This is a genomic window from Cupriavidus oxalaticus (assembly GCF_038900635.1).
GTDB lineage: Bacteria > Pseudomonadota > Gammaproteobacteria > Burkholderiales > Burkholderiaceae > Cupriavidus > Cupriavidus oxalaticus_B.
Genome location: NZ_JAYMRX010000048.1, coordinates 1 through 17788, shown reverse-complemented (window position 1 = coordinate 17788; position 17788 = coordinate 1). Strand labels below are relative to the sequence as shown.

The following is a 17788-nucleotide window of genomic DNA, read 5'->3' as shown; positions in this document are numbered from 1 at the left end:
GGGCGATCAGATCCTCTGGAATGGCCGGCAGCTCACGGTCTGCGGCTTGGCTCGTCTTCGTCTTGCGTGGCATACATGCTCCTTATCGACATGTTATGCCCTAAACACAAAATTTCTGACAGGTCCCGGAACGCGTCGCTGCGCTCGCTTGGCGCTATCGCCGCCGATGAGCCAGGAGTCTGCCGCCGACCGCCTGTTCGCTCCCCTCTCCCGCATGCGGGAGAGGGGCCGGGGGAGAGGGCCGGAGCCTCCACGAAGCGGAGCCGCCCAATTCGCTCAGGCCGGCCACAAACCTTCATCAACAATAGCCACAGCACCAAGCTAAGCAGACCACCCAGGACCCGCGCGCAGCGCAGCCGAAGGCGTTCCTACCATGCCACCAGCAGCAGGGACCACCCACAGCTCCGGGCTCGTTCAAACATCGCGTCAACGCAGAACACCGTGGCGCACCAAGGCGTCAGGCAGTCCCGCCCTGCAACGAAGCAGAGCCCCGTACGAAAGCCTCCGCCCACTACGATAAAAGTGGCCGCCCGCAGGGCCGTAAACGCGCTTTTTGGTGACTTTTTGTCGCTCGGACAAAGAGTTACCCGCCCTTCAGGGCGGAACCGGGCATATCAAATATCCGCCAGATCCCAAGCCGCAGCAAAGCATAAAACCTCACCGAACCTGCTCAACAACATCCTCGCAAGGCGTCCCCATACTCGTATCCGGCGCTTGCCCCACCGCCTCCCCAGGATGCCCGCCAGCCGGAAGAATATGACTACGCCGCCAGCCCCCCGATTGGTAATACCCCACCGCCAGTACCAACGACACTACCGAGCCCACAGGAAAGCTCCACCAGATCGCATCCGCGCCGATACGCTCGCCAAGCAGCCAGGCAAACGGCAACCTGATCACCCACATCGACAAGAACAGGATCATCAGCGGCGCCATCACCGCGCCCGTAGCGCGCACCGTACCAAAGATCACGATCGTGAAGCCAAACAGAATGAACGACCACAGCACCACCACATTGATATGCTGGGCGATGCCGATCGCAACGCTGTCGTCGCCGAGAAAGATGCCGAGCGAATGCCGGTTGAACAAATAGATCAGCCCGACCAGCGCCCCCGTCATGGCCACATTGAAGAGCAGCCCCACGCGCGTGATACGCGACACCCGCTGCCACAACCCGGCCCCGACGTTCTGCGCGACCATGGATGACACGCTGGCGCCCACGGCCAACGCCGGCATCTGCACATACGTCCATAGCTGCGACGCCACCCCGTAGGCCGCCGTCGTCTGCGACCCATAAGCATTGACCAGCGCCATCATCACGATCGCGGACGACGAGATCACCACCATCTGCAGACCCATCGGCAGTCCCTTCATCACCAGCGCACGCAGGATCGCCGGATCCGGGCGCAGCAGCGCAAGCTGGCCGCGGTGCAGCAGCAGGAAATGGCGACGCCGGTAGAGCAGCACCATCATCGCAGCTAGGCTGACCAGTTGCGCAATCAGCGTTGCCAGCGCGGAACCGGCAATCCCCATCGCCGGCAGCGGCCCGACACCGAAGATCAGCACCGGGTTAAGCGCCACGTCCAGCACCACCGACAACAACATGAACCAGAACGGCGTACGCGAATCGCCCGCGCCGCGCAGCGTCATCATCACGAAGTTGTAGAAGTACATGAACGGCAGCGCCAGGAAGATGATGCGCAGATAGCTCACCGCGAGCGGCGCGGCATCCTCCGGCGTATGCATCGCCGCCAGAATGTCGGGCGTATAGACAAAGCCGAGCACCGACGCCAGCACCGACAGCGCCACGAAGAACGTGGTGCTGGTCCCGACCACGCGCCGCGCCTCGTCCAGGTCGCGCGCGCCCACGGCCTGGCCGATCATGATGGTGTTGGCCATGCTGATGCCGAACACCACGCCCAGCAGGAAGAACAGGATGATGTTGGCGTTGGAGGTTGCCGTCAGCGCGGCTTCGCCGAGGAAACGCCCGACCCAGACCGAGTTGATCGAGGCATTCAGCGATTGCAGGATATTGCTGCCGAGCACCGGCAGCGAGAACAGCAGCAGCGTGCGGCCGATCGGGCCTGTGGTCAGTCTGGCGTCTGGCTTCATGAGGTCTGGCGCGGTGCGGCAGCAGCATGCGCTGCGCACGGGCACCCGCGATAGGGTAGGCTGGCAATCCGGGCAGTCTATCGCCGCGAAGCAGGCGTCACAAGCGCATGCCGCGCGGCGCGGCCCTGCATTTATACCTGAATGAGTTATTCCGGTGCGACGGTCGCCAGCGGCATACTCGGCGCGGGGCAGCGCCTTGCGCAGGCGGTGCGCCTCGCTGGCGCGTCACGGATCGGCCCACAGAGGCAGCGTGCGCCGCCGGCAGTCTTCTCTCCCGCAAGTCAGTCCGGCAGCAAACGCCGCGTACCGGCGTACGCGCGCGCTCTCAGTCGCGGTACCTTCGAGGAGGTAGGGTCATGTTTGTCGGTTTCCAGCCCGTTCCCGGCACCGTGGTGCCGTTCGCCTATGACTGGCCCATGGTGGCCCTGTCGTTCCTGATCTCGGTTTGCGGTGCCTACGTGGGGTTGCGCTGGTCGCGGCGCATACGGCTGCCCGACGGACGGCTGGATGTTGACCGGCTGCTTTGCGCCAGCGTGGCGCTGGGCGGCGGTGCGGTCTGGTCGATGCATTTTATCGGCATGGTCGCGTACCAGACGCCGACGCACCGCGAGTTCGGGCTGTTCATGACGCTGGCTTCGCTGGCCGCGGTCATGGTGCTGGTCGGCGCCGGCCTGGCGCTGGCCTCGCGCCCGCGCGGCGGCCGCACCGACAATGTGGTGAAGGGCGGCGTGCTGACCGGGCTGGGCGTGGTGGCGATGCACTACACCGGCATGGCGGCGATCCGCTCCAATACGCGCTTTGACTGGGACCTCGGCGTGATCGCACTGTCGGCGGTGATTGCCATCGTGGTGTCAGTGGTGGCGCTGTGGCTGGCCACCACGGTGAAGACGCGCGGCAAGCAGCTGGCCGCGGCGGTGGTGATGGGCGTGGCGGTCTGCGGCATGCACTACACCGGCATGTCCGCCGGCACCATGATCTGCACCAGCCCCACCTATGCGCCCAGCCTGTTTGCCATCGAGGGCGACAGCATCGGCTATGCCGTGTTCGGCCTGACGCTGATCACGCTGCTGGTGATCCTGGTGGTGGAAGCCACCCGCACCGGCGCCCCCACGGCCGCCCGGCCGCGCGACCTGGCCTGAGCGCCGCGCGCGCAGCCCGTTCCGGCCCGCATCCTCCTGCCCGCCGGCGGGGGACGGGTGCCGCACTTTCCTCCCTGCTGCGCCCGCCCCGGGGCGCAGCGTCCACTGCATGATCGCCGCAGTCGCGGTAAGCTTGCGTTTTCACTGACGGCCGCTGCCGCGGGGTTGCCCGCCGCCGCGGCCTTGCCCTTCGCCCATCGAACGCCACCAAGGAGAACACGCATGTACCAGGATCTCGCCCTCTATATCGACGGTGAATTCATCAAGGGAGGCGACAGGCGCGAGCAGGACGTCATCAATCCGGCCACCGAGGAAGTGCTGGGCAAGCTGCCGCACGCGACCCGCGCCGACCTGGACCGCGCGCTCGCCGCTGCGCAGCGCGCGTTCGAGACGTGGAAGAAGTCCTCGCCGCTGGAGCGCGGCAAGATCCTGCGCCGCGTGGGCGAACTGGCCCGCGAGCGCGCGAAGGAGATCGGCCGCAATATCACGCTGGACCAGGGCAAGCCGCTGGCCGAAGCCATCGGCGAAATCATGGTCTGCGCCGAGCATGCCGACTGGCACGCCGAGGAGTGCCGCCGCATCTACGGCCGCGTGATTCCGCCGCGCCAGCCCAATGTCCGGCAGATCGTGGTGCGCGAGCCGATCGGGGTCTGCGCCGCATTCACGCCGTGGAACTTCCCGTTCAACCAGGCGATCCGCAAGATCGTCGCCGCAGTGGGCGCAGGCTGCACGCTGATCCTGAAGGGTCCGGAGGACTCGCCCAGCGCGGTGGTGGCGCTGGCCCAGCTGTTCCATGACGCCGGCCTGCCGCCGGGCGTGCTGAACATCGTCTGGGGCGTGCCCAGCGAAGTATCGACCTACCTGATCGAATCGCCGATCGTGCGCAAGATCTCGTTCACCGGCTCGGTGCCGGTGGGCAAGCAGCTGGCAGCGCTGGCAGGCGCGCACATGAAGCGCGTGACGATGGAGCTGGGCGGGCATTCGCCGGTGCTGGTGTTCGACGACGCCGACATCGAGCCCGCCGCCGAGATGCTGGCGCGCTTCAAGCTGCGCAACGCCGGCCAGGTGTGCGTGTCGCCGACGCGCTTCTACGTCCAGGAGAAAGCCTACGACAAGTTCCTGGCGCGCTTCACCGAGGTGATCGGCTCGATCAAGGTCGGCAACGGCCTGGACGACGGCACCCAGATGGGCCCGCTGGCGCATGAGCGCCGCGTGCTGTCGATGGAGCAGTTCCTGGATGATGCCAGCCAGCGCGGCGGCAAGGTGGTGGCCGGCGGCTCGCGCATCAGCGCCCTCGGCAACGACAAGGGCTATTTCTTCGCGCCGACCGTGGTGACCGACCTGCCCGACGACTCGCGCCTGATGACCGACGAGCCGTTCGGCCCGGTGGCACCGGTCACGCGCTTCAAGGACACCGCCGAGGTGCTGCGCCGCGCGAACAGCCTGCCCTTCGGCCTGGCCTCGTATGTGTTCACCAATTCGCTGAAGACCGCGACTGAAGTTTCCAACGGGCTGGAAGCGGGCATGGTCAACATCAACCACTTCGGCATGGCGCTGGCCGAGACGCCGTTCGGCGGCATCAAGGACTCGGGCATCGGCAGCGAGGGTGGCCTGGAGACGTTCGACGGCTACCTGGTGACCAAGTTCATCACCCAGGTCTGAAGCCGGACGCAGCAACAGTTCGACAGCAACAGCCATTGAGGCGGCCTGCCGCCGGCTTCCTCCCGGAGCCGGCGGCGCCCTCCCCGTCAGCGGAAGAAGATGCCGCGCGTCAGGAACGTATAGTTCGCTTCTTCCGCCATCAGCCAGACCAGCACCAGCAGGCACAGCGGCGGGACCAGGATGGCGCAGATCAGCGCCATGCGTTCCCATGCCATGTGCATGAACACCGCCACGATGAGCCCCGCCTTCAGGAACATGAACACCAGGATCAGCGTCCAGCGCAGATAGCCGGTGACATGGAAATAGTCGACCAGGTAGGACAGCGTCGACAGCATGAACAGCAGCGCCCAGATCTTCAGGTACAGCCCGATGGGATGCTGCTGGCCGCTATGGGCGCCCGCATGGCCTTGCTCGTGCCCGGTCGGCTGCGTTGGCCCGGACGGGGTTGCGGGGGTAGCGGGAGACGTGGGAGACGATGCCATGGCCGCCCTCACCAGAGATAGAAGAACGCAAAGATAAACACCCAGACCAGGTCAACGAAGTGCCAGTACAGGCCGGCGATCTCGACGATCTGGTAATTGCCCGTGGCTTCGTAACGCCCGCGCAGCACGCGCGACGCCACCACCAGCAGGTAGACCACGCCGCACGACACATGCAGCCCGTGGAAGCCGGTGATCATGAAGAACGTCGAGCCGAACTGCGCCGCGCCCATCGGGTTGCTCCACGGCCGCACGCCTTCTTCGACGATCAGCTTGGTCCATTCGAAAGCCTGCATGCCGACGAACAGCATGCCGAACAGCGCCGTCACCAGCATCAGCAGCGCGCATTCCCGGCGCGCGCGCCGGTAGGCAAAGTTGACCGCCATCGCCATGGTGCCGCTGCTGGTTATCAGCACGAAGGTCATGATGGCGATCAGCAGCAGCGGGATATCGGCGCCGCCTACGTGCAGCGCGAACACCTCGCTGGGATTCGGCCACGGCACCGTGGTCGCCATGCGCACCGACATGTAGCCGGTCAGGAAGCAGCTGAAGACAAAGGTATCGGATAGCAGGAAGATCCACATCATGGTCTTGCCCCACGACACCTTGAAGGCCTGCTGGTCCGACGACCAGTCCGCCAGCAGGCCGCGCATGCCGCCTGGTGGCGGGGCCGCGGGCGGCGTGGCCGATGGTGAAGACAGTTGCGTTGACATGCCGCTCTCCTCCTCTTCCGCGTGCGTGCCAGCCCTAGGCCGTGCCGCAGAGATAGCGCACCAGCTCGGGCGTGAGCCAGCCCAGCGCCGCCAGCAGCACCACCCATACCGCCAGCAGGAAATGCCAGTAGCGCGCGCACAGCCGCATGCGCAGCACGGCCCTTTCGCCACTGCCGCGCGCGGCGACCGCGAAGCCCCAGCCCACAAGGCCGCCCAGCACGTGCAGGCCGTGCATCGCCGTCAGCAGGTAGAAGAAGCTGCCTGCCGGATTGCCCGCCGGCATGACCTGCATCGCGCCCAGCGCCTGCCATGCCCACAGCTGCGAAACCACGAAGGCGGCCGCGCAGAGGCCGCCCAGCCGCAGCGCCAGCCGCGCCACGCCCATGCGGCCGCGGCGCGCCGCGCGCGACGCCACTTCCATCGCCACGCTGCCGGCGGCCAGCAGTGCCGTGGACACCCACACCTGCCACGGCAGCGCGATGCGGTGCCAGTCCGGGCTGTCCATGCGCAGGGCATAAGCGGTCAGGAACAGCGCAAACAGCGACGTGACCACGCCCATGAACACCCACAGGCCGATGCTTGCCGGCGACCGCCGCTGCGGGTGGCGGTGCGCCGCATTCTCGCCGGAGGGATTGCCGCCGAAATCGTCGCGGCTGACCTTGTAGACGGCGTCGGCGTTCATGCTACGGCTCCGCGGCTGGCGTGGGGTTCAGGCTCCGACCCGCCCGCTTCGGGCGGCGCGTTCTGCGCGATGAAGTCTTCCGGCGCGCCCGGCACGCTGTAGGCATAGGCCCAGCGGTACACCACCGGCAGGTGCGGGCCCCAGTTGCCGTGCACCGGTGGCGTCTGCGGCGTCTGCCACTCCAGCGAGGCCGCGCGCCACGGGTTGCCGTCGGTCTTCTGGCCACGGCGCAGGCTCCACACCAGGTTATAGACAAAGAGCAGCTGTGCCGTGGCGACCACGAAGGCCGCCACCGAGATATACATGTTCATCACATGCGCGGATTCGGGGATGAAGGCGTAGTTCTCCCACGCGTAGTAGCGCCGCGGCATGCCCAGCACGCCGAGATAGTGCATCGGGAAGAAGATGGCGTAGGTGCCGATGAAGGTGATCCAGAAATGCACGCGGCCCATGGTGTCGTTGAGCATGCGGCCCGTCACCTTGGGATACCAGTGGTAGATGCCGCCGAACACCACCAGGATCGGCGACACGCCCATCACCATGTGGAAGTGGGCCACCACGAAATATGTGTTCGACAGCGGGATATCCACGCTGACATTGCCCAGGAACAGCCCGGTCAGCCCGCCGATGACAAAGGTGCTGATAAACGCGATCGCGAACAGCATCGGCACCGAAAAATGGATGTCGCCGCGCCATAGCGTGATGACCCAGTTGTAGACCTTGATCGCCGTGGGCACGGCGATGATCAGCGTGGTGGTGGCAAAGAAGAAGCCGAAGTACGGGTTCATGCCGCTGACGAACATATGGTGCGCCCATACCACCACCGACAGCACGCCGATCGCCAGGATCGCCCACACCATGGTGCGATAGCCGAAGATGCTCTTGCGCGCATGCACGCTGACCAGGTCGGAAACGATGCCGAAGGCCGGCAGCGCGACGATATAGACCTCGGGGTGCCCGAAGAACCAGAACAGGTGCTGGAACAGCAGCGGGCTGCCGCCCTTGTAGTTGAGCTGCTGGCCCATCGACACCATCGCGGGCATGAAGAAGCTGGTGCCCAGGGTCTTGTCCAGCAGCATCATCACCGCCGACACGAACAACGCCGGAAACGCCAGCAGCGCCAGGATGGTGGCCATGAAGATGCCCCACACCGACAGCGGCATGCGCAGCAGCGTCATGCCCTCGGTGCGTGCCTGCAGCACGGTGGTGACGTAGTTCAGGCCGCCCATCGTCGCCGCGACGATAAAGATCGCCAGCGACACCAGCATCAGGATGATGCCCCAGTCATGCCCCGGCGTGCCGGGCAGGATCGCCTGTGGCGGGTACAGCGTCCAGCCCGCGCCGGTGGGCCCGCCCGGCACGAAGAAGCTGGCCAGCAGCACGATCACCGACAGCAGGTAGACCCAGAAACTGAGCATGTTGAGGAAGGGGAACACCATGTCGCGTGCCCCCACCATCAGCGGGATCAGGTAGTTGCCGAAACCGCCCAGGAACAGCGCGGTCAGCAGGTAGATCACCATGATCATGCCGTGCATGGTGACGAACTGGTAATAGCGGTTGACGTCGATAAACTCGAAGCGCCCCGGGAAACCCAGCTGCATCCGCATCAGGTTGGACAATGCCACGCCCACCAGCCCCACCACGATCGCCACGATGGTGTACTGCACGGCGATCACTTTGTGGTCCTGGCTCCAGACGTAGCGGGTCCAGAAGCTCTGCGGCGCGTGATGGGCGGCATCGTCGGCGTAAGCCATTCGGGTCTCCTCACTTGCGTGGCGGCGCGGGCGCCGCGCCAGGCGGCACGGCCACCGCGGTCGAGGTCGTATAGGTGCCTGAGGCAGCGCCAGGGGCTGGCGCGGGCGCGGCCGTGCCGGCCGCTGCGGTCGTGGCGGCGCTGGTGGCGGCAGCGGGCGCGCCCGGCGCGGCGGTCTCCGGTGCAGGGGCACCGGTGGTCCCTGCCGACTTGATGTAGGCGATCAGCGCAGCGGTCTCGTCCTCGCTCATCGGCAGCTTGGGCATCACCGGGCCGAAGCCCTTTACCAGGCGCGCGTGCGGGTCTGTGATCTCCTTGTGCAGGAAGGCGTCGTCGACCGCCGCGCTGCTGCCGTCGGCAAAGGATTCGGTCTTGCCGTACAGGCCCTTCCAGGTCGGGCCCACGCTGGGATTGCCGTCGATGCTGTGGCACGCGGTGCAGCCCTTGCTTTGCGCCAGCGCGCGGCCCTTTTCCACCATGCCGGCGTCGCCGGCGGCGCCCGGCGCTGCGGCGGCCATGGCCGCCGGCGGGGCTGCCGCCTTCGCCAGCGCCATGGCAAAGGTCTGCTGCTTCGCCAGCCAGGCTTCGTACGCGGCGGGTTCTTCCACCACCACGATGCCGCGCATGTTGTAGTGCCCCACGCCGCACAGCTGCGCGCACAGGATCTCAAAGCGTCCCGTTTGCGTCGGAGTGAACCAGAACGACGTCACCATGCCAGGCACCATGTTCATGCGCGCACGGAACTGCGGCACGTAGAAGTCATGCAGCACGTCCTTGGAACGCAGCAGCACTTTCACCGGCTTGTTCAGCGGCAGGTGTACCTCGGGCCCAACGATGACGACGTTGTCCTGTCCGCGCGGGTCGTCCGGGTCAAGGCCCAGCGGATTGGAACCGGTGATGAAGCGCGGGTCGGAGGCTCCCAGTTCGCCGCTCTTGCCGGGAAAGCGGAATGCCCACGACCACTGCTGGCCAACCACCTCCAGCACCATCGCCTCGCGCGGCGGGCGCACGTAGTCGGCGTAGACGAACAGACCGGGCGCCAGCAACGCCACCACGCCAAGGGTAGTGCCGCCGATCAGCCACCACTCGAGCTTGCGGTTTTCGGGCTCGTAAGCAGCGCGGTGGCCGGTGCCGCCATTGGGATGCGGCGCATTGTGCCGGTAGCGCCAGACGATATAGCCGACGAACAGGTTGATGACGACGAAGAATATCCCGGTGATGACGAGGGTAATGGTCAGCGTGTCGTCCATCTGCTTCCAGTTGGACGCCAGCGGGGTCGCCCACCACGGGCTCAGGAAATGGAAGAGCACCGAAGCGACGACGATCACGACGAGTGCAATGGCCAACGCCATAACCACCCTCCTCCTCGCGCGCGGCGAGGGATGCGGAAGTCACGCAGGGTTAGATAAGACTAGTGCATGCCGTCAGGTCACTGCAAGGCGACATGGCGGGCGAATGCGTGCCGCCATGCACAAACGATCCGACGAGAAAAAGCGGCGGCAGGAACCCTTGGTTCCATACCACCGCCATGGTCGCGCGCGGACCCGTGTAATGGCCAAAGCGCGCTGGAAACGTGCATGCGTCTTGCCGTGCCGTTCGGGCACGATCCCCGGGTTAAAAAGTCTCGATTCGGCCGCCGAGCGCTGCGGCTCAGTGCAGCATCTCAGTGCAGCGTCTCAGTGCGATACGTCCTTGCTTTCCAGCTTCCAGTAGCACGCCGCCGCGGTCATGCCGAAGATCAGGTGGCCGATGAACGTATGCCAGCCACGCACCTCGACAAACCACGGGAACGCGCGCGTCATCACATAGAAATTGAACAAGTAGACGACCAGCCCGAACACGGCCCCCGCCAGCATCGCCATGCCGAGGCTCGAGTCCAGCGTGAACGGCGCGATGATCGCCGCCAGGATCATGCCGAGCACCGCGCCCAGCACGAAGTGGATCGCCAGTGCCGCGGCCGCCGTGCCGACGGTGAACAGCGACGTCTGCAGCTCGTCCGGGCCCATCACGATCGCCGCGATCATGCGTGTGGCCACCCACGGATTGACGCCCGACACCATCGACGACCAGAACAGTTCCAGCACCAGCAGCAGCGCGCCCGCGACCAGCCCCGATACCGCTGCCGCGGTCCAGTCCGGCAGGCGCCGCACGTAATGGTGCGATCGCATGTGAAGTTCCATAGCCACCTCCGTCTCTCTCTCTCTCTCGAATCGGCGGGACGTTCGACATGGATGGGATCGGGCCCCGCGTCTCTGATCAGCATAGGACACGCGCTTCCCATGAGGCCGCCGGCATCGCGAAAAACACCTCTGCTGCGTGCGTGGCGCAACGCCAGCTGCGCAGGAGTGCCGCTGGCGATACCTGTGGCCCCCGCCTGCTGTGCGCCCTACGGGACAATCCCGATGCGCGCTGCCTTGCGCACGGCACACACTGCCTATACTGGAATCACAAAAGAGAGAGACAGGAGACCGCCATGCACTTCACCGCGCATGATCTTGTATTCCTGATTCCGATGGCGCTGGTGGGCGTGATCGCCATGGGTTCGATACCGGTGACCGCCAAGTACCTGCGTATCAGTTGCCGGACCATGGGGGCACTGATCGGCGCGCTGGTCGCGGTGCTGGTGCTGGAAGCCCTGCCGATGCTGATCTGAGCGGGTCCGGGAGGCCGGGCTCGCACGCTCCGCACGATCGACGCGATCCGCACGATCCACGAAGGGGGAGGCCACCATGTCGATCGGCCTGCTTGCCGCCATCATGGCGGCGCTGCTGCTTGTTACCGTGTTGCGGGCCCTGTGGCGCTGCGTTCACCCGTATCGGATGCGCTACCGGCGTTGCACCGCGCATCCGCAACGCACCTTGTGCCGGCCGCCATTGCGGCGGCATGGCTAGTCAGGGCATGACGGCGCTGCAAAGCGCCCTTTGCATTACAGTTCGATCATCGCGAATTCGCCCTTGCCGACGTCGCATTCCGGGCAGCGCCAGTCGTCAGGGATGTCTTCCCAGCGCGTGCCGGGAGCGATGCCGTCTTCGGGCCAGCCTTGCTCCTCGTCGTAGACCCAGCCGCAGATCACGCACACCCAGGTCTTGTAGGCAACGGCCGCTTCAAGTTGATCCTGCAAAACATTCTCCAGATTCGGTCATGACAGATTGTCCGGGCCGAATCATACCGTCTTTTGCCGGCGGTGCCGTGACGGCGCCGCCGGTCGCCCCGGCTATTGCCGGATCGAGAAATCCACCCGGTTTGGCGCCCCCTTGTCCTTGATGCCCTCGGCCGTGAGCTTGGGCGCGGTCAGGAACAGCCGGCTCTCGGGCACCTTCCCCTCGCGCTCCAGCGACTGCTTGACCACCAGGGCGCGCTGCTCGGCGAGACGCCTCAGGTCGGACTCGGAGACCGTGGCGTTGGCCATCAGCAGCTTCTCCATTTCCTCGGGCGGCAACGACTTGGCAAAGCCGACGAAATTGCGCGGCTTCTTCATCGAGGCGCGCTTGTAGACCTCTTCCAGGTACTTCGGGTATTCCTGCTTCGATACCTTGATTTCGGCACCCTGCTCGCCCGACTCGTCATCGCCGGCCTCGGTGCCGGCCTGCGCGTTGTTACGCAGGTCGCGCCGCTTCTGTTCGGCCACGCGCGCATCCAGCCACGCGCGGCGCGCGCCGGCCTCATCGGTCGCCGGGTCGATGCGTCCGCTGATTTCCAGCCGCAGCGAAGGCCGGTCATTGAGCGCCTGGCCGAGCTTGCCGATCTTTTCCTTCGCCGCCGGCGTCAGCGTCGACGTGCCGGGCGCGAATTCGACATAACCGAGTTCTTCTCCGCCGCCGCCGCCGAAGGCCGAGGCGATCAGCGAGAACGGCGACGTGATCGCCTTGGTCAGCAGGTTGACGATCACGCGCACGATCACGCCGCCGATGCTGAACTCGGGGTCCGACAGCGAGCCCGACACGGGCAGGTTCACATCGATCACGCCATTCCGGTCCTTCAGCAGCGACACCGCCAGCAGCACCGGCAGCTTGGTCGCGTCCGGGCTGTCGACGCGCTCGCCGAAGGTGAGCTGGTCGAGGAACAGGTGGTTGCTCGCATCCAGCTTGCCGTTCTCGATCTTGTAGGCGACGTCGACGGTCAGCTTGCCCTTGGTGATCGGGTAGCCGGCGTACTTGGCCGCGTACGGCGTCAGCCGCGTCAGCTCGACCCCCGAAGCCTTGGCGGCGATGTCCAGGAACAGCTGCTCGCCCAGCGGGTTGATCTTGCCGCTGATGGTGACCGGCGCGTCGTCGTCGATGCGGCCGTCGAGCACCAGGTCGGCAGGCGCCGGATCGCCCGACGACACCTTGGACACCGAGCCCTTCATGCCGGTGAGGTTGGCGGTGTAGTTCGGCTTGACGAAGAAATCCGAGAAATTGATGTTGCCCTGGCTCACCGACACGCCGCCGATGCGGATCTGCGGCTTGGGTCCGCCCGGCTTCTGCTCGACCTGCGCGGTGCGCTTGTCGCCGGCCTGCACCGGCGGCGTTGCCGGCGCCGAGGCCGGGTTGGCCTGCGTCAGGCTGGTGGACGGCGCGGCCTCGCCCTTGGCCGCGCCGCCGGCCAGCACATCCTGCAGGTTCAGGCGGCCGTTGGCGTTCAGGATCACGCGCGCATAAAAATCGGACAGCGCGATATTGCCGAGGCTGACGCGCATCGGCCCCTTGCCCTCGTCCATCGCGAAGTCGATGCCCGACAACGCAAGCGAGCGCCAGCGCAGGAAATCTTCGCCGCTGACGCGGTCAACCGTGCGCACGTTGCCGGCCAGCACGTTGCCCGCAAACTGCGCGGCGATCGGCTTGCCGGTGGGGGCATCGACATTGAGCTTGCCCTTGACCGTCAGCGTGCCGCTGCGCAGCGCCGCATTGAGGCGGTCGGCGAGGTACGGCTGCAGCGGCCCCATTTCCACCTGGCGCAGGTCCAGTTGCAGGCGGCTCGCCGGCATGGCGGGCAAGACGGTGCCGTCGATGCCGATCACGCCGCGCCGGCCGGATTCGGCATGCAGCTTCACCGGCACCGCCGCCGGCGTCAGCGGCCAGGCAATGGCGCCGGTGCTGAGCTCGATATTGCGGAACTGGTGGATCACCGGGCGGCCGCGATTGGCTTCGGCCGGCTGATAGTCGGCCACGCGCGCGCTGCCGCCGTCGATGGCGATCTTGCCGATCCGGGCTTGCCAGACACCTGCGGCGGCACTGCCGTTCTTGCCATTGGCGCCATTCGCGGAATTCGTGGCATTCGTGGCATTCGCAGCGGGGGCTGGTGCCTTGCGCGGCGTGGCGCGAGCCTGCTGGGCCGATTCAGTGGCCCACAGCCGCGCCATTTCGAGCAGTTGGCCGCTGTGGTCGCGCGTGGCCGCGAGCTGCGGCTGCGCCAGCGTGACCTGGCTGGTCGCGAAGGTCTGGCGCGCGAGGTCTAGCTGGATATCGTCGAGTACCAGCTTCTCGGCGCGCAGCAGCGGCAGGTTGGCGCCTGCACGGTCGGCCTCGGCGCGTTCGCGCGCACGACGGCTGGTGCGCGCCGGGGCCTGCGTCGCCGCTTCCTTGGCGGTATTCGCGGCGTTCGCGGTGCCGGCGCTAGCGGCGGGCGCGGCCGGCATCACCACCGGATCGCGCGTGGCGACATGGAGCGGCGCCAGCTCCACCCGGGACTTTTCCAGCACGAACTGGAACTGCGGCGCCGCCCACGACATGCGGTAGTGCAGTTCGGCATTGACCGCGGTGTCGCCGAACTGGCTGCGCAGCTCGCGCGGCCACCACGCGGCGAAGCCCTGCGGCCGCAGCCCCGTGGTCTCGACGGTGCCGGCCAGGGTGCCGTCGCGCAGCAGCAGGTCGCCGGTATGGTGCAGCGTCTGCCCGTCGGCCACGGTCAGGTTGGCGTCGATACGCGCCGGCTTGTCCCCTTCGGTGCCGGCAAAGCCCTTGACCTCGGCGTCGAGCGGGCCGAGCGCCAGCTTGCCCGGGCCCGAGGGCGCCAGCGCATCCTCAAACCCGAGGTTGGCCTGCTTCACCACGATGCGGTCGACCGCATAGCGCCAGGGCTGGTCCTTGGGCGCCGGACCGGCCGGCGCGGCTTGCGCGGAAGAAGCGGAAGGCGGCGCGGCGGGCGCAGACGCTGCCGGCGCCGGAGCCGGAGCCACGCCGTCGGTCGACTTGCTTGCCGCCTGCGGCAGGAACGCCGTCGCCAGGTTCAGCGTGCCGTCGGCGCGCCGCACGGCCTGCACGCCCAGCCCTTCTATTTCCACGCTGCGCAGCTGGGCCCGGTGCGCCAGCGGCTCGAGCCGGGCGATGTCCAGCGCCAGCCGGCCGCTTTTCAGCAGCGGCTGGCCCGCGCGCGTGCGGATATCCGCATCGCGCAGCGCGGCGGTGCCCATCAGCAAAATTTCCTGCGTGTCCTTCTGCTGGCGGAACGCCACCGTCAGGCGCGTATCGAGCTTGCCGGACTTGACCTCGGCATCGCGCAGAGGCGGCGCGAAGGCCATGAAGCGCGTCACGTCGAGCCCGTCTAGGTTGACGTTGAGCCGGGTCTGGCGCGAATCGGCGAAGGGCAGCACCTCGCCGTCGAGCGCCAGCGGCGTGCCGTTGACCTGCGCGCTCAGCGTCGGCCGCGTGACGATCTCGACATCATGCGGCAGGTTGGACAGGAACGGCAGCGTCAGCGTCAGGTGGTCGACGCGCAGGCTGGTATTGAGCAGCCTGTCGTCATAGCTGAAGCTGCTGCCGGTCACGGCAATATTGTTGACCGAGAAGCGCGCCGGTTTGGCATCGGCCGGCTTGGGCGGCATTGCCGCGAACTTTTGCTGGACATCGGCAAAGCTCATGCGGCCGTCGGCGCCGCGCGCCACACGCACGGCAAGGCGGTCGACGTGCAGGTTGTCCACCACCGGAGCCAGGTGCCACAGCGAAGCCAGCGAAGTATTGGCCTCCGCCTCGCCCAGCGTCAGCACAGGCGTCTTGCCGTCGCGCTCGTAGATCGTCAGATCAGACAGCGTGGCCGCCAGTTCGAACGGCCGCACATGGGCCTTGCCCAGCGTGACCTTGCGCCCCAGCGCTTCCGTCGCATTCTTTTCGATCAGGTATTTGAGCAGCGGCGGTCCGCCGAAATAGCCCGCCAGCCCGAACACCGCGAGCGCGGCAATCACGCCGCCGGCAACGCGGGTCGCCAGCCGGCCGCGCGGCGTAGCGGCCGCTGCCTGAATGGATTGCTTGAATTCCATGACGTCCCAGAAGATCTGACCCCGCACTCCGGCGTTACACACTGCTTTGTGCCCCGGATTTCACTTTTTTGTCGTCATTATGGCAACGGATTCGGACAAAGCAAAGACATCAGAATTGCGCAGTCAACGCCAGAATTGACGATCTGGTATCTTTACGGCCTTTGCGAAGCGTTTCGTCGCAAGCCTGCGGCTTACCCGCCACACCGTGCCTGCCTCACCCGCGCTGGCCGCAGCCACCCCGACTGGCGGCCGTTTGCCGGGCCGCTGTCGCCGGCGAGCGTGCGCCACGCGCTGGTGATCCTGAACGCCCTCTTTGCCTGGCTCACCGAGGCCGGCTACCTGGCCGGCAATCCGCTGGCGCTCGCGCGGCGTCGGCGCGCGCCGACGCCGCCGCGCATCACGCGCTACCTGAGCCATGAGCTGTGGGACGCCGTCAAAGACGCCGTCGCGGCGATGCCGGGGGCGACCGACACCGCCACCGCGCGCGAGCGCCTGCATGCGGCGCGCTGCCGCTGGCTGTTGAGCGTGCTCTATCTGGGCGGACTGCGCGCGGCTGAGGTCACCGGCACCGCCATGGGCGCCTTCTTCTGCCGGCGCGATGCCCAGGGCATCGAGCGCTGGTGGCTGGAGGTCACCGGCAAGGGCAACAAGACCCGGCTGGTGCCGGCCACCGACGAGCTGATTGCCGAACTGTCGCGCTACCGCCGCGCCCACGGACTGCCGCCGACGCCGCAGCCGGAGGAGACCCGCCCCTTGCTGCTGCCGGTGATCGGTCAGGAAAACCGTGAACGGGGCCTGTCACGCGGCGCGCTGCACCTGATCCTGAAGGAAGTGTTCGGCCTGGCGGCGGCGCGCCTGCGCGCACGCGGGCCGGAGTGGGAAGCACAGGCCGATGTCCTGGCCAGCGCCTCGGCCCACTGGCTGCGCCACACCGCCGGCTCGCACATGACCGATCGGCAAGTGGACCTGCGCTATGTGCGGGATAATTTCGGGCATTCGTCGATCTCGACGACCAGCGGCTACCTGCACAGCGAGGAGGATGCGCGGCACGAGGCGACGCAGGCGCGGCATCGGATTGGCTGGACCAGCGAAAACTAGCCGTCGCCTCGTTCTCGGCTGATCACAATGTGCATGCTGAAACCTCGTGGGTTGCCGGAGGCCGCTACCCTGCGGGACACGTCGCAGTCGGATCGCTCATGCCGCTGTGCGGGGATGTTCCGGTCCTTCCGTGGAGCCGAATTGTGAAACTGGCGGGACAGGCTAAGCTTACCTTTGCGCTGGTCTCGGGGCGCCAACTCTGCCATACATCAACCATCACATTCGCAAACGGCCGAGCTTTACCGTGGACTCCATGAGGCTGTGCCTAATGCGGGGCTCTTCTTTTCCAATATGAAAGGATAGTTTGCGATCGCGTAGTTCTGCATCATTGTTGGTGATGCGATCCAATCGTCGCAGATGATCGTTCCACGACGGATCGACAATGATTTCCACAAAACGCCCGGCTTCGTGCAGGTCATGCAGCAATTCCCACGAAATCGCACCATGACGAAGGCGGCTCGAGCGACCTTCGTTCAGCATTAGCGCGCGAAACTCGGAAGCGCGTGAGGCATCAATGCTGTATTCGATAGTCACCATCACATGACCCGCTACTGGCGGCCTTTCGAGTTCCGGCATCGGCGATATACGCTTTGGCGTGAAATCCTCAACGGTGCCGGCATCGGGCCGTATCCGACTGACCAATGCAATGGCAATCAAGACGAGGGCACCGGCGCACGCCAAGCTCAGCCGCACGCTGGTCCACGCAGCGATTTGTCCCCATACCGCTGCGCCCATGGCACTTGCACCCATGACGGTCATCTGGCTGATTGAAATGCCCCGTGCTCGGACCCAGTTAGGGATGGTGTTCAAAACTCATGCGACTTCGGGTACGCATGAAGAATGTTTCCAGCGACAATGGGCGCATGAAACAAACTGACCTTGGCCTGGACCTGAGCAATCGCCGCACGCGCAAGCGCGT

At 66.3% G+C, this 17788-nt stretch carries 15 protein-coding genes; 5 read left to right on the top strand and 10 right to left on the bottom strand.

The window, feature by feature from the left end; all coding sequences use genetic code 11:
• Nucleotides 1-657 precede the first annotated feature (657 nt).
• The gene (locus VSR71_RS34575) at nt 658-2109 is read right to left on the bottom strand and encodes an MATE family efflux transporter (RefSeq protein ID WP_342917862.1); all 1452 of its coding nucleotides are present in this window, start codon (nt 2107-2109) and stop codon (nt 658-660) included.
• A gap of 356 nt (nt 2110-2465) precedes the next feature.
• Here VSR71_RS34575 and VSR71_RS34570 point away from each other — a divergent pair, with 356 nt between their 5' ends.
• Nucleotides 2466-3248 (top strand): MHYT domain-containing protein, encoded by a 783-nt coding sequence (locus VSR71_RS34570; protein ID WP_342917861.1) that lies wholly within the window; start codon nt 2466-2468, stop codon nt 3246-3248.
• Between the two features lie 222 nt (nt 3249-3470).
• The gene (locus tag VSR71_RS34565) at nt 3471-4910 is read left to right on the top strand and encodes an NAD-dependent succinate-semialdehyde dehydrogenase (protein ID WP_342917860.1); all 1440 of its coding nucleotides are present in this window, start codon (nt 3471-3473) and stop codon (nt 4908-4910) included.
• 86 nt (nt 4911-4996) lie between these two features.
• Here VSR71_RS34565 and VSR71_RS34560 read toward each other — a convergent pair whose 3' ends face one another.
• The 6 genes from VSR71_RS34560 to VSR71_RS34535 all read right to left on the bottom strand — a co-directional run bounded on the left by VSR71_RS34560 (nt 4997) and on the right by VSR71_RS34535 (nt 10717).
• A complete protein-coding gene (locus tag VSR71_RS34560; RefSeq protein ID WP_342917859.1) occupies nt 4997-5392 on the bottom strand; it encodes a cytochrome C oxidase subunit IV family protein in 396 nt (131 codons plus the stop codon).
• Nucleotides 5393-5400: 8 nt separating this feature from the next.
• Nucleotides 5401-6102: a heme-copper oxidase subunit III family protein gene (locus VSR71_RS34555; protein ID WP_342917858.1), complete on the bottom strand. Its 702-nt coding sequence runs from the start codon at nt 6100-6102 to the stop codon at nt 5401-5403.
• A gap of 34 nt (nt 6103-6136) precedes the next feature.
• Nucleotides 6137-6784: a bb3-type cytochrome oxidase subunit III gene (locus VSR71_RS34550; RefSeq protein ID WP_342917857.1), complete on the bottom strand. Its 648-nt coding sequence runs from the start codon at nt 6782-6784 to the stop codon at nt 6137-6139.
• Complete coding sequence (ctaD, locus tag VSR71_RS34545; protein WP_342917856.1) at nt 6781-8538, bottom strand: cytochrome c oxidase subunit I; 1758 nt, start codon at nt 8536-8538, stop codon at nt 6781-6783. The genes VSR71_RS34550 and ctaD overlap by 4 nt, the downstream gene beginning before the upstream one ends.
• A gap of 10 nt (nt 8539-8548) precedes the next feature.
• Entirely contained in the window at nt 8549-9889 is a 1341-nt protein-coding gene (locus VSR71_RS34540; RefSeq protein ID WP_342917855.1) for a cytochrome c oxidase subunit II, read from the bottom strand.
• A gap of 324 nt (nt 9890-10213) precedes the next feature.
• A complete protein-coding gene (locus tag VSR71_RS34535) occupies nt 10214-10717 on the bottom strand; it encodes a hypothetical protein (protein ID WP_342917854.1) in 504 nt (167 codons plus the stop codon).
• Between the two features lie 293 nt (nt 10718-11010).
• Here VSR71_RS34535 and VSR71_RS34530 point away from each other — a divergent pair, with 293 nt between their 5' ends.
• Both VSR71_RS34530 and VSR71_RS34525 read left to right on the top strand, forming a co-directional pair.
• Nucleotides 11011-11190 carry a hypothetical protein gene (locus VSR71_RS34530; protein ID WP_029047537.1) on the top strand — a complete coding sequence of 60 codons (180 nt, stop codon included), beginning with the start codon at nt 11011-11013 and terminating at the stop codon, nt 11188-11190.
• Between the two features lie 76 nt (nt 11191-11266).
• Nucleotides 11267-11428: a hypothetical protein gene (locus VSR71_RS34525; RefSeq protein ID WP_342917853.1), complete on the top strand. Its 162-nt coding sequence runs from the start codon at nt 11267-11269 to the stop codon at nt 11426-11428.
• 35 nt (nt 11429-11463) lie between these two features.
• On the opposite strand, the gene VSR71_RS34520 is transcribed toward VSR71_RS34525, so the two are convergent.
• Both VSR71_RS34520 and VSR71_RS34515 read right to left on the bottom strand, forming a co-directional pair.
• The gene (locus VSR71_RS34520; RefSeq protein ID WP_135703117.1) at nt 11464-11658 is read right to left on the bottom strand and encodes a rubredoxin; all 195 of its coding nucleotides are present in this window, start codon (nt 11656-11658) and stop codon (nt 11464-11466) included.
• A 93-nt stretch (nt 11659-11751) separates the two neighbouring features.
• Nucleotides 11752-15771, bottom strand: a complete 4020-nt coding sequence (locus VSR71_RS34515; RefSeq protein WP_342917852.1) for a DUF748 domain-containing protein — start codon at nt 15769-15771, stop codon at nt 11752-11754.
• Here VSR71_RS34515 and VSR71_RS34510 point away from each other — a divergent pair.
• Nucleotides 15757-16869 carry a tyrosine-type recombinase/integrase gene (locus VSR71_RS34510; RefSeq protein ID WP_342917851.1) on the top strand — a complete coding sequence of 371 codons (1113 nt, stop codon included), beginning with the start codon at nt 15757-15759 and terminating at the stop codon, nt 16867-16869. The genes VSR71_RS34515 and VSR71_RS34510 overlap by 15 nt on opposite strands.
• Nucleotides 16870-17085: 216 nt before the next feature.
• Here the strand turns inward: VSR71_RS34510 and VSR71_RS34505 are convergent, their stop codons facing one another.
• The gene (locus VSR71_RS34505; protein ID WP_342917850.1) at nt 17086-17679 is read right to left on the bottom strand and encodes an MFS transporter; all 594 of its coding nucleotides are present in this window, start codon (nt 17677-17679) and stop codon (nt 17086-17088) included.
• Nucleotides 17680-17788: the final 109 nt, after the last annotated feature.

Bases quoted from the DNA above. Each gene is read 5' to 3' on its own strand.
- VSR71_RS34575 (WP_342917862.1), bottom strand. From the start codon at position 2,109: ATGAAGCCAGACGCCAGACTGACCACAGGCCCGATCGGCCGCACGCTG.
- VSR71_RS34570 (WP_342917861.1), top strand. From the start codon at position 2,466: ATGTTTGTCGGTTTCCAGCCCGTTCCCGGCACCGTGGTGCCGTTCGCC.
- VSR71_RS34565 (WP_342917860.1), top strand. From the start codon at position 3,471: ATGTACCAGGATCTCGCCCTCTATATCGACGGTGAATTCATCAAGGGA.
- VSR71_RS34560 (WP_342917859.1), bottom strand. From the start codon at position 5,392: ATGGCATCGTCTCCCACGTCTCCCGCTACCCCCGCAACCCCGTCCGGG.
- VSR71_RS34555 (WP_342917858.1), bottom strand. From the start codon at position 6,102: ATGTCAACGCAACTGTCTTCACCATCGGCCACGCCGCCCGCGGCCCCG.
- VSR71_RS34550 (WP_342917857.1), bottom strand. From the start codon at position 6,784: ATGAACGCCGACGCCGTCTACAAGGTCAGCCGCGACGATTTCGGCGGC.
- ctaD (WP_342917856.1), bottom strand. From the start codon at position 8,538: ATGGCTTACGCCGACGATGCCGCCCATCACGCGCCGCAGAGCTTCTGG.
- VSR71_RS34540 (WP_342917855.1), bottom strand. From the start codon at position 9,889: ATGGCGTTGGCCATTGCACTCGTCGTGATCGTCGTCGCTTCGGTGCTC.
- VSR71_RS34535 (WP_342917854.1), bottom strand. From the start codon at position 10,717: ATGGAACTTCACATGCGATCGCACCATTACGTGCGGCGCCTGCCGGAC.
- VSR71_RS34530 (WP_029047537.1), top strand. From the start codon at position 11,011: ATGCACTTCACCGCGCATGATCTTGTATTCCTGATTCCGATGGCGCTG.
- VSR71_RS34525 (WP_342917853.1), top strand. From the start codon at position 11,267: ATGTCGATCGGCCTGCTTGCCGCCATCATGGCGGCGCTGCTGCTTGTT.
- VSR71_RS34515 (WP_342917852.1), bottom strand. From the start codon at position 15,771: ATGGAATTCAAGCAATCCATTCAGGCAGCGGCCGCTACGCCGCGCGGC.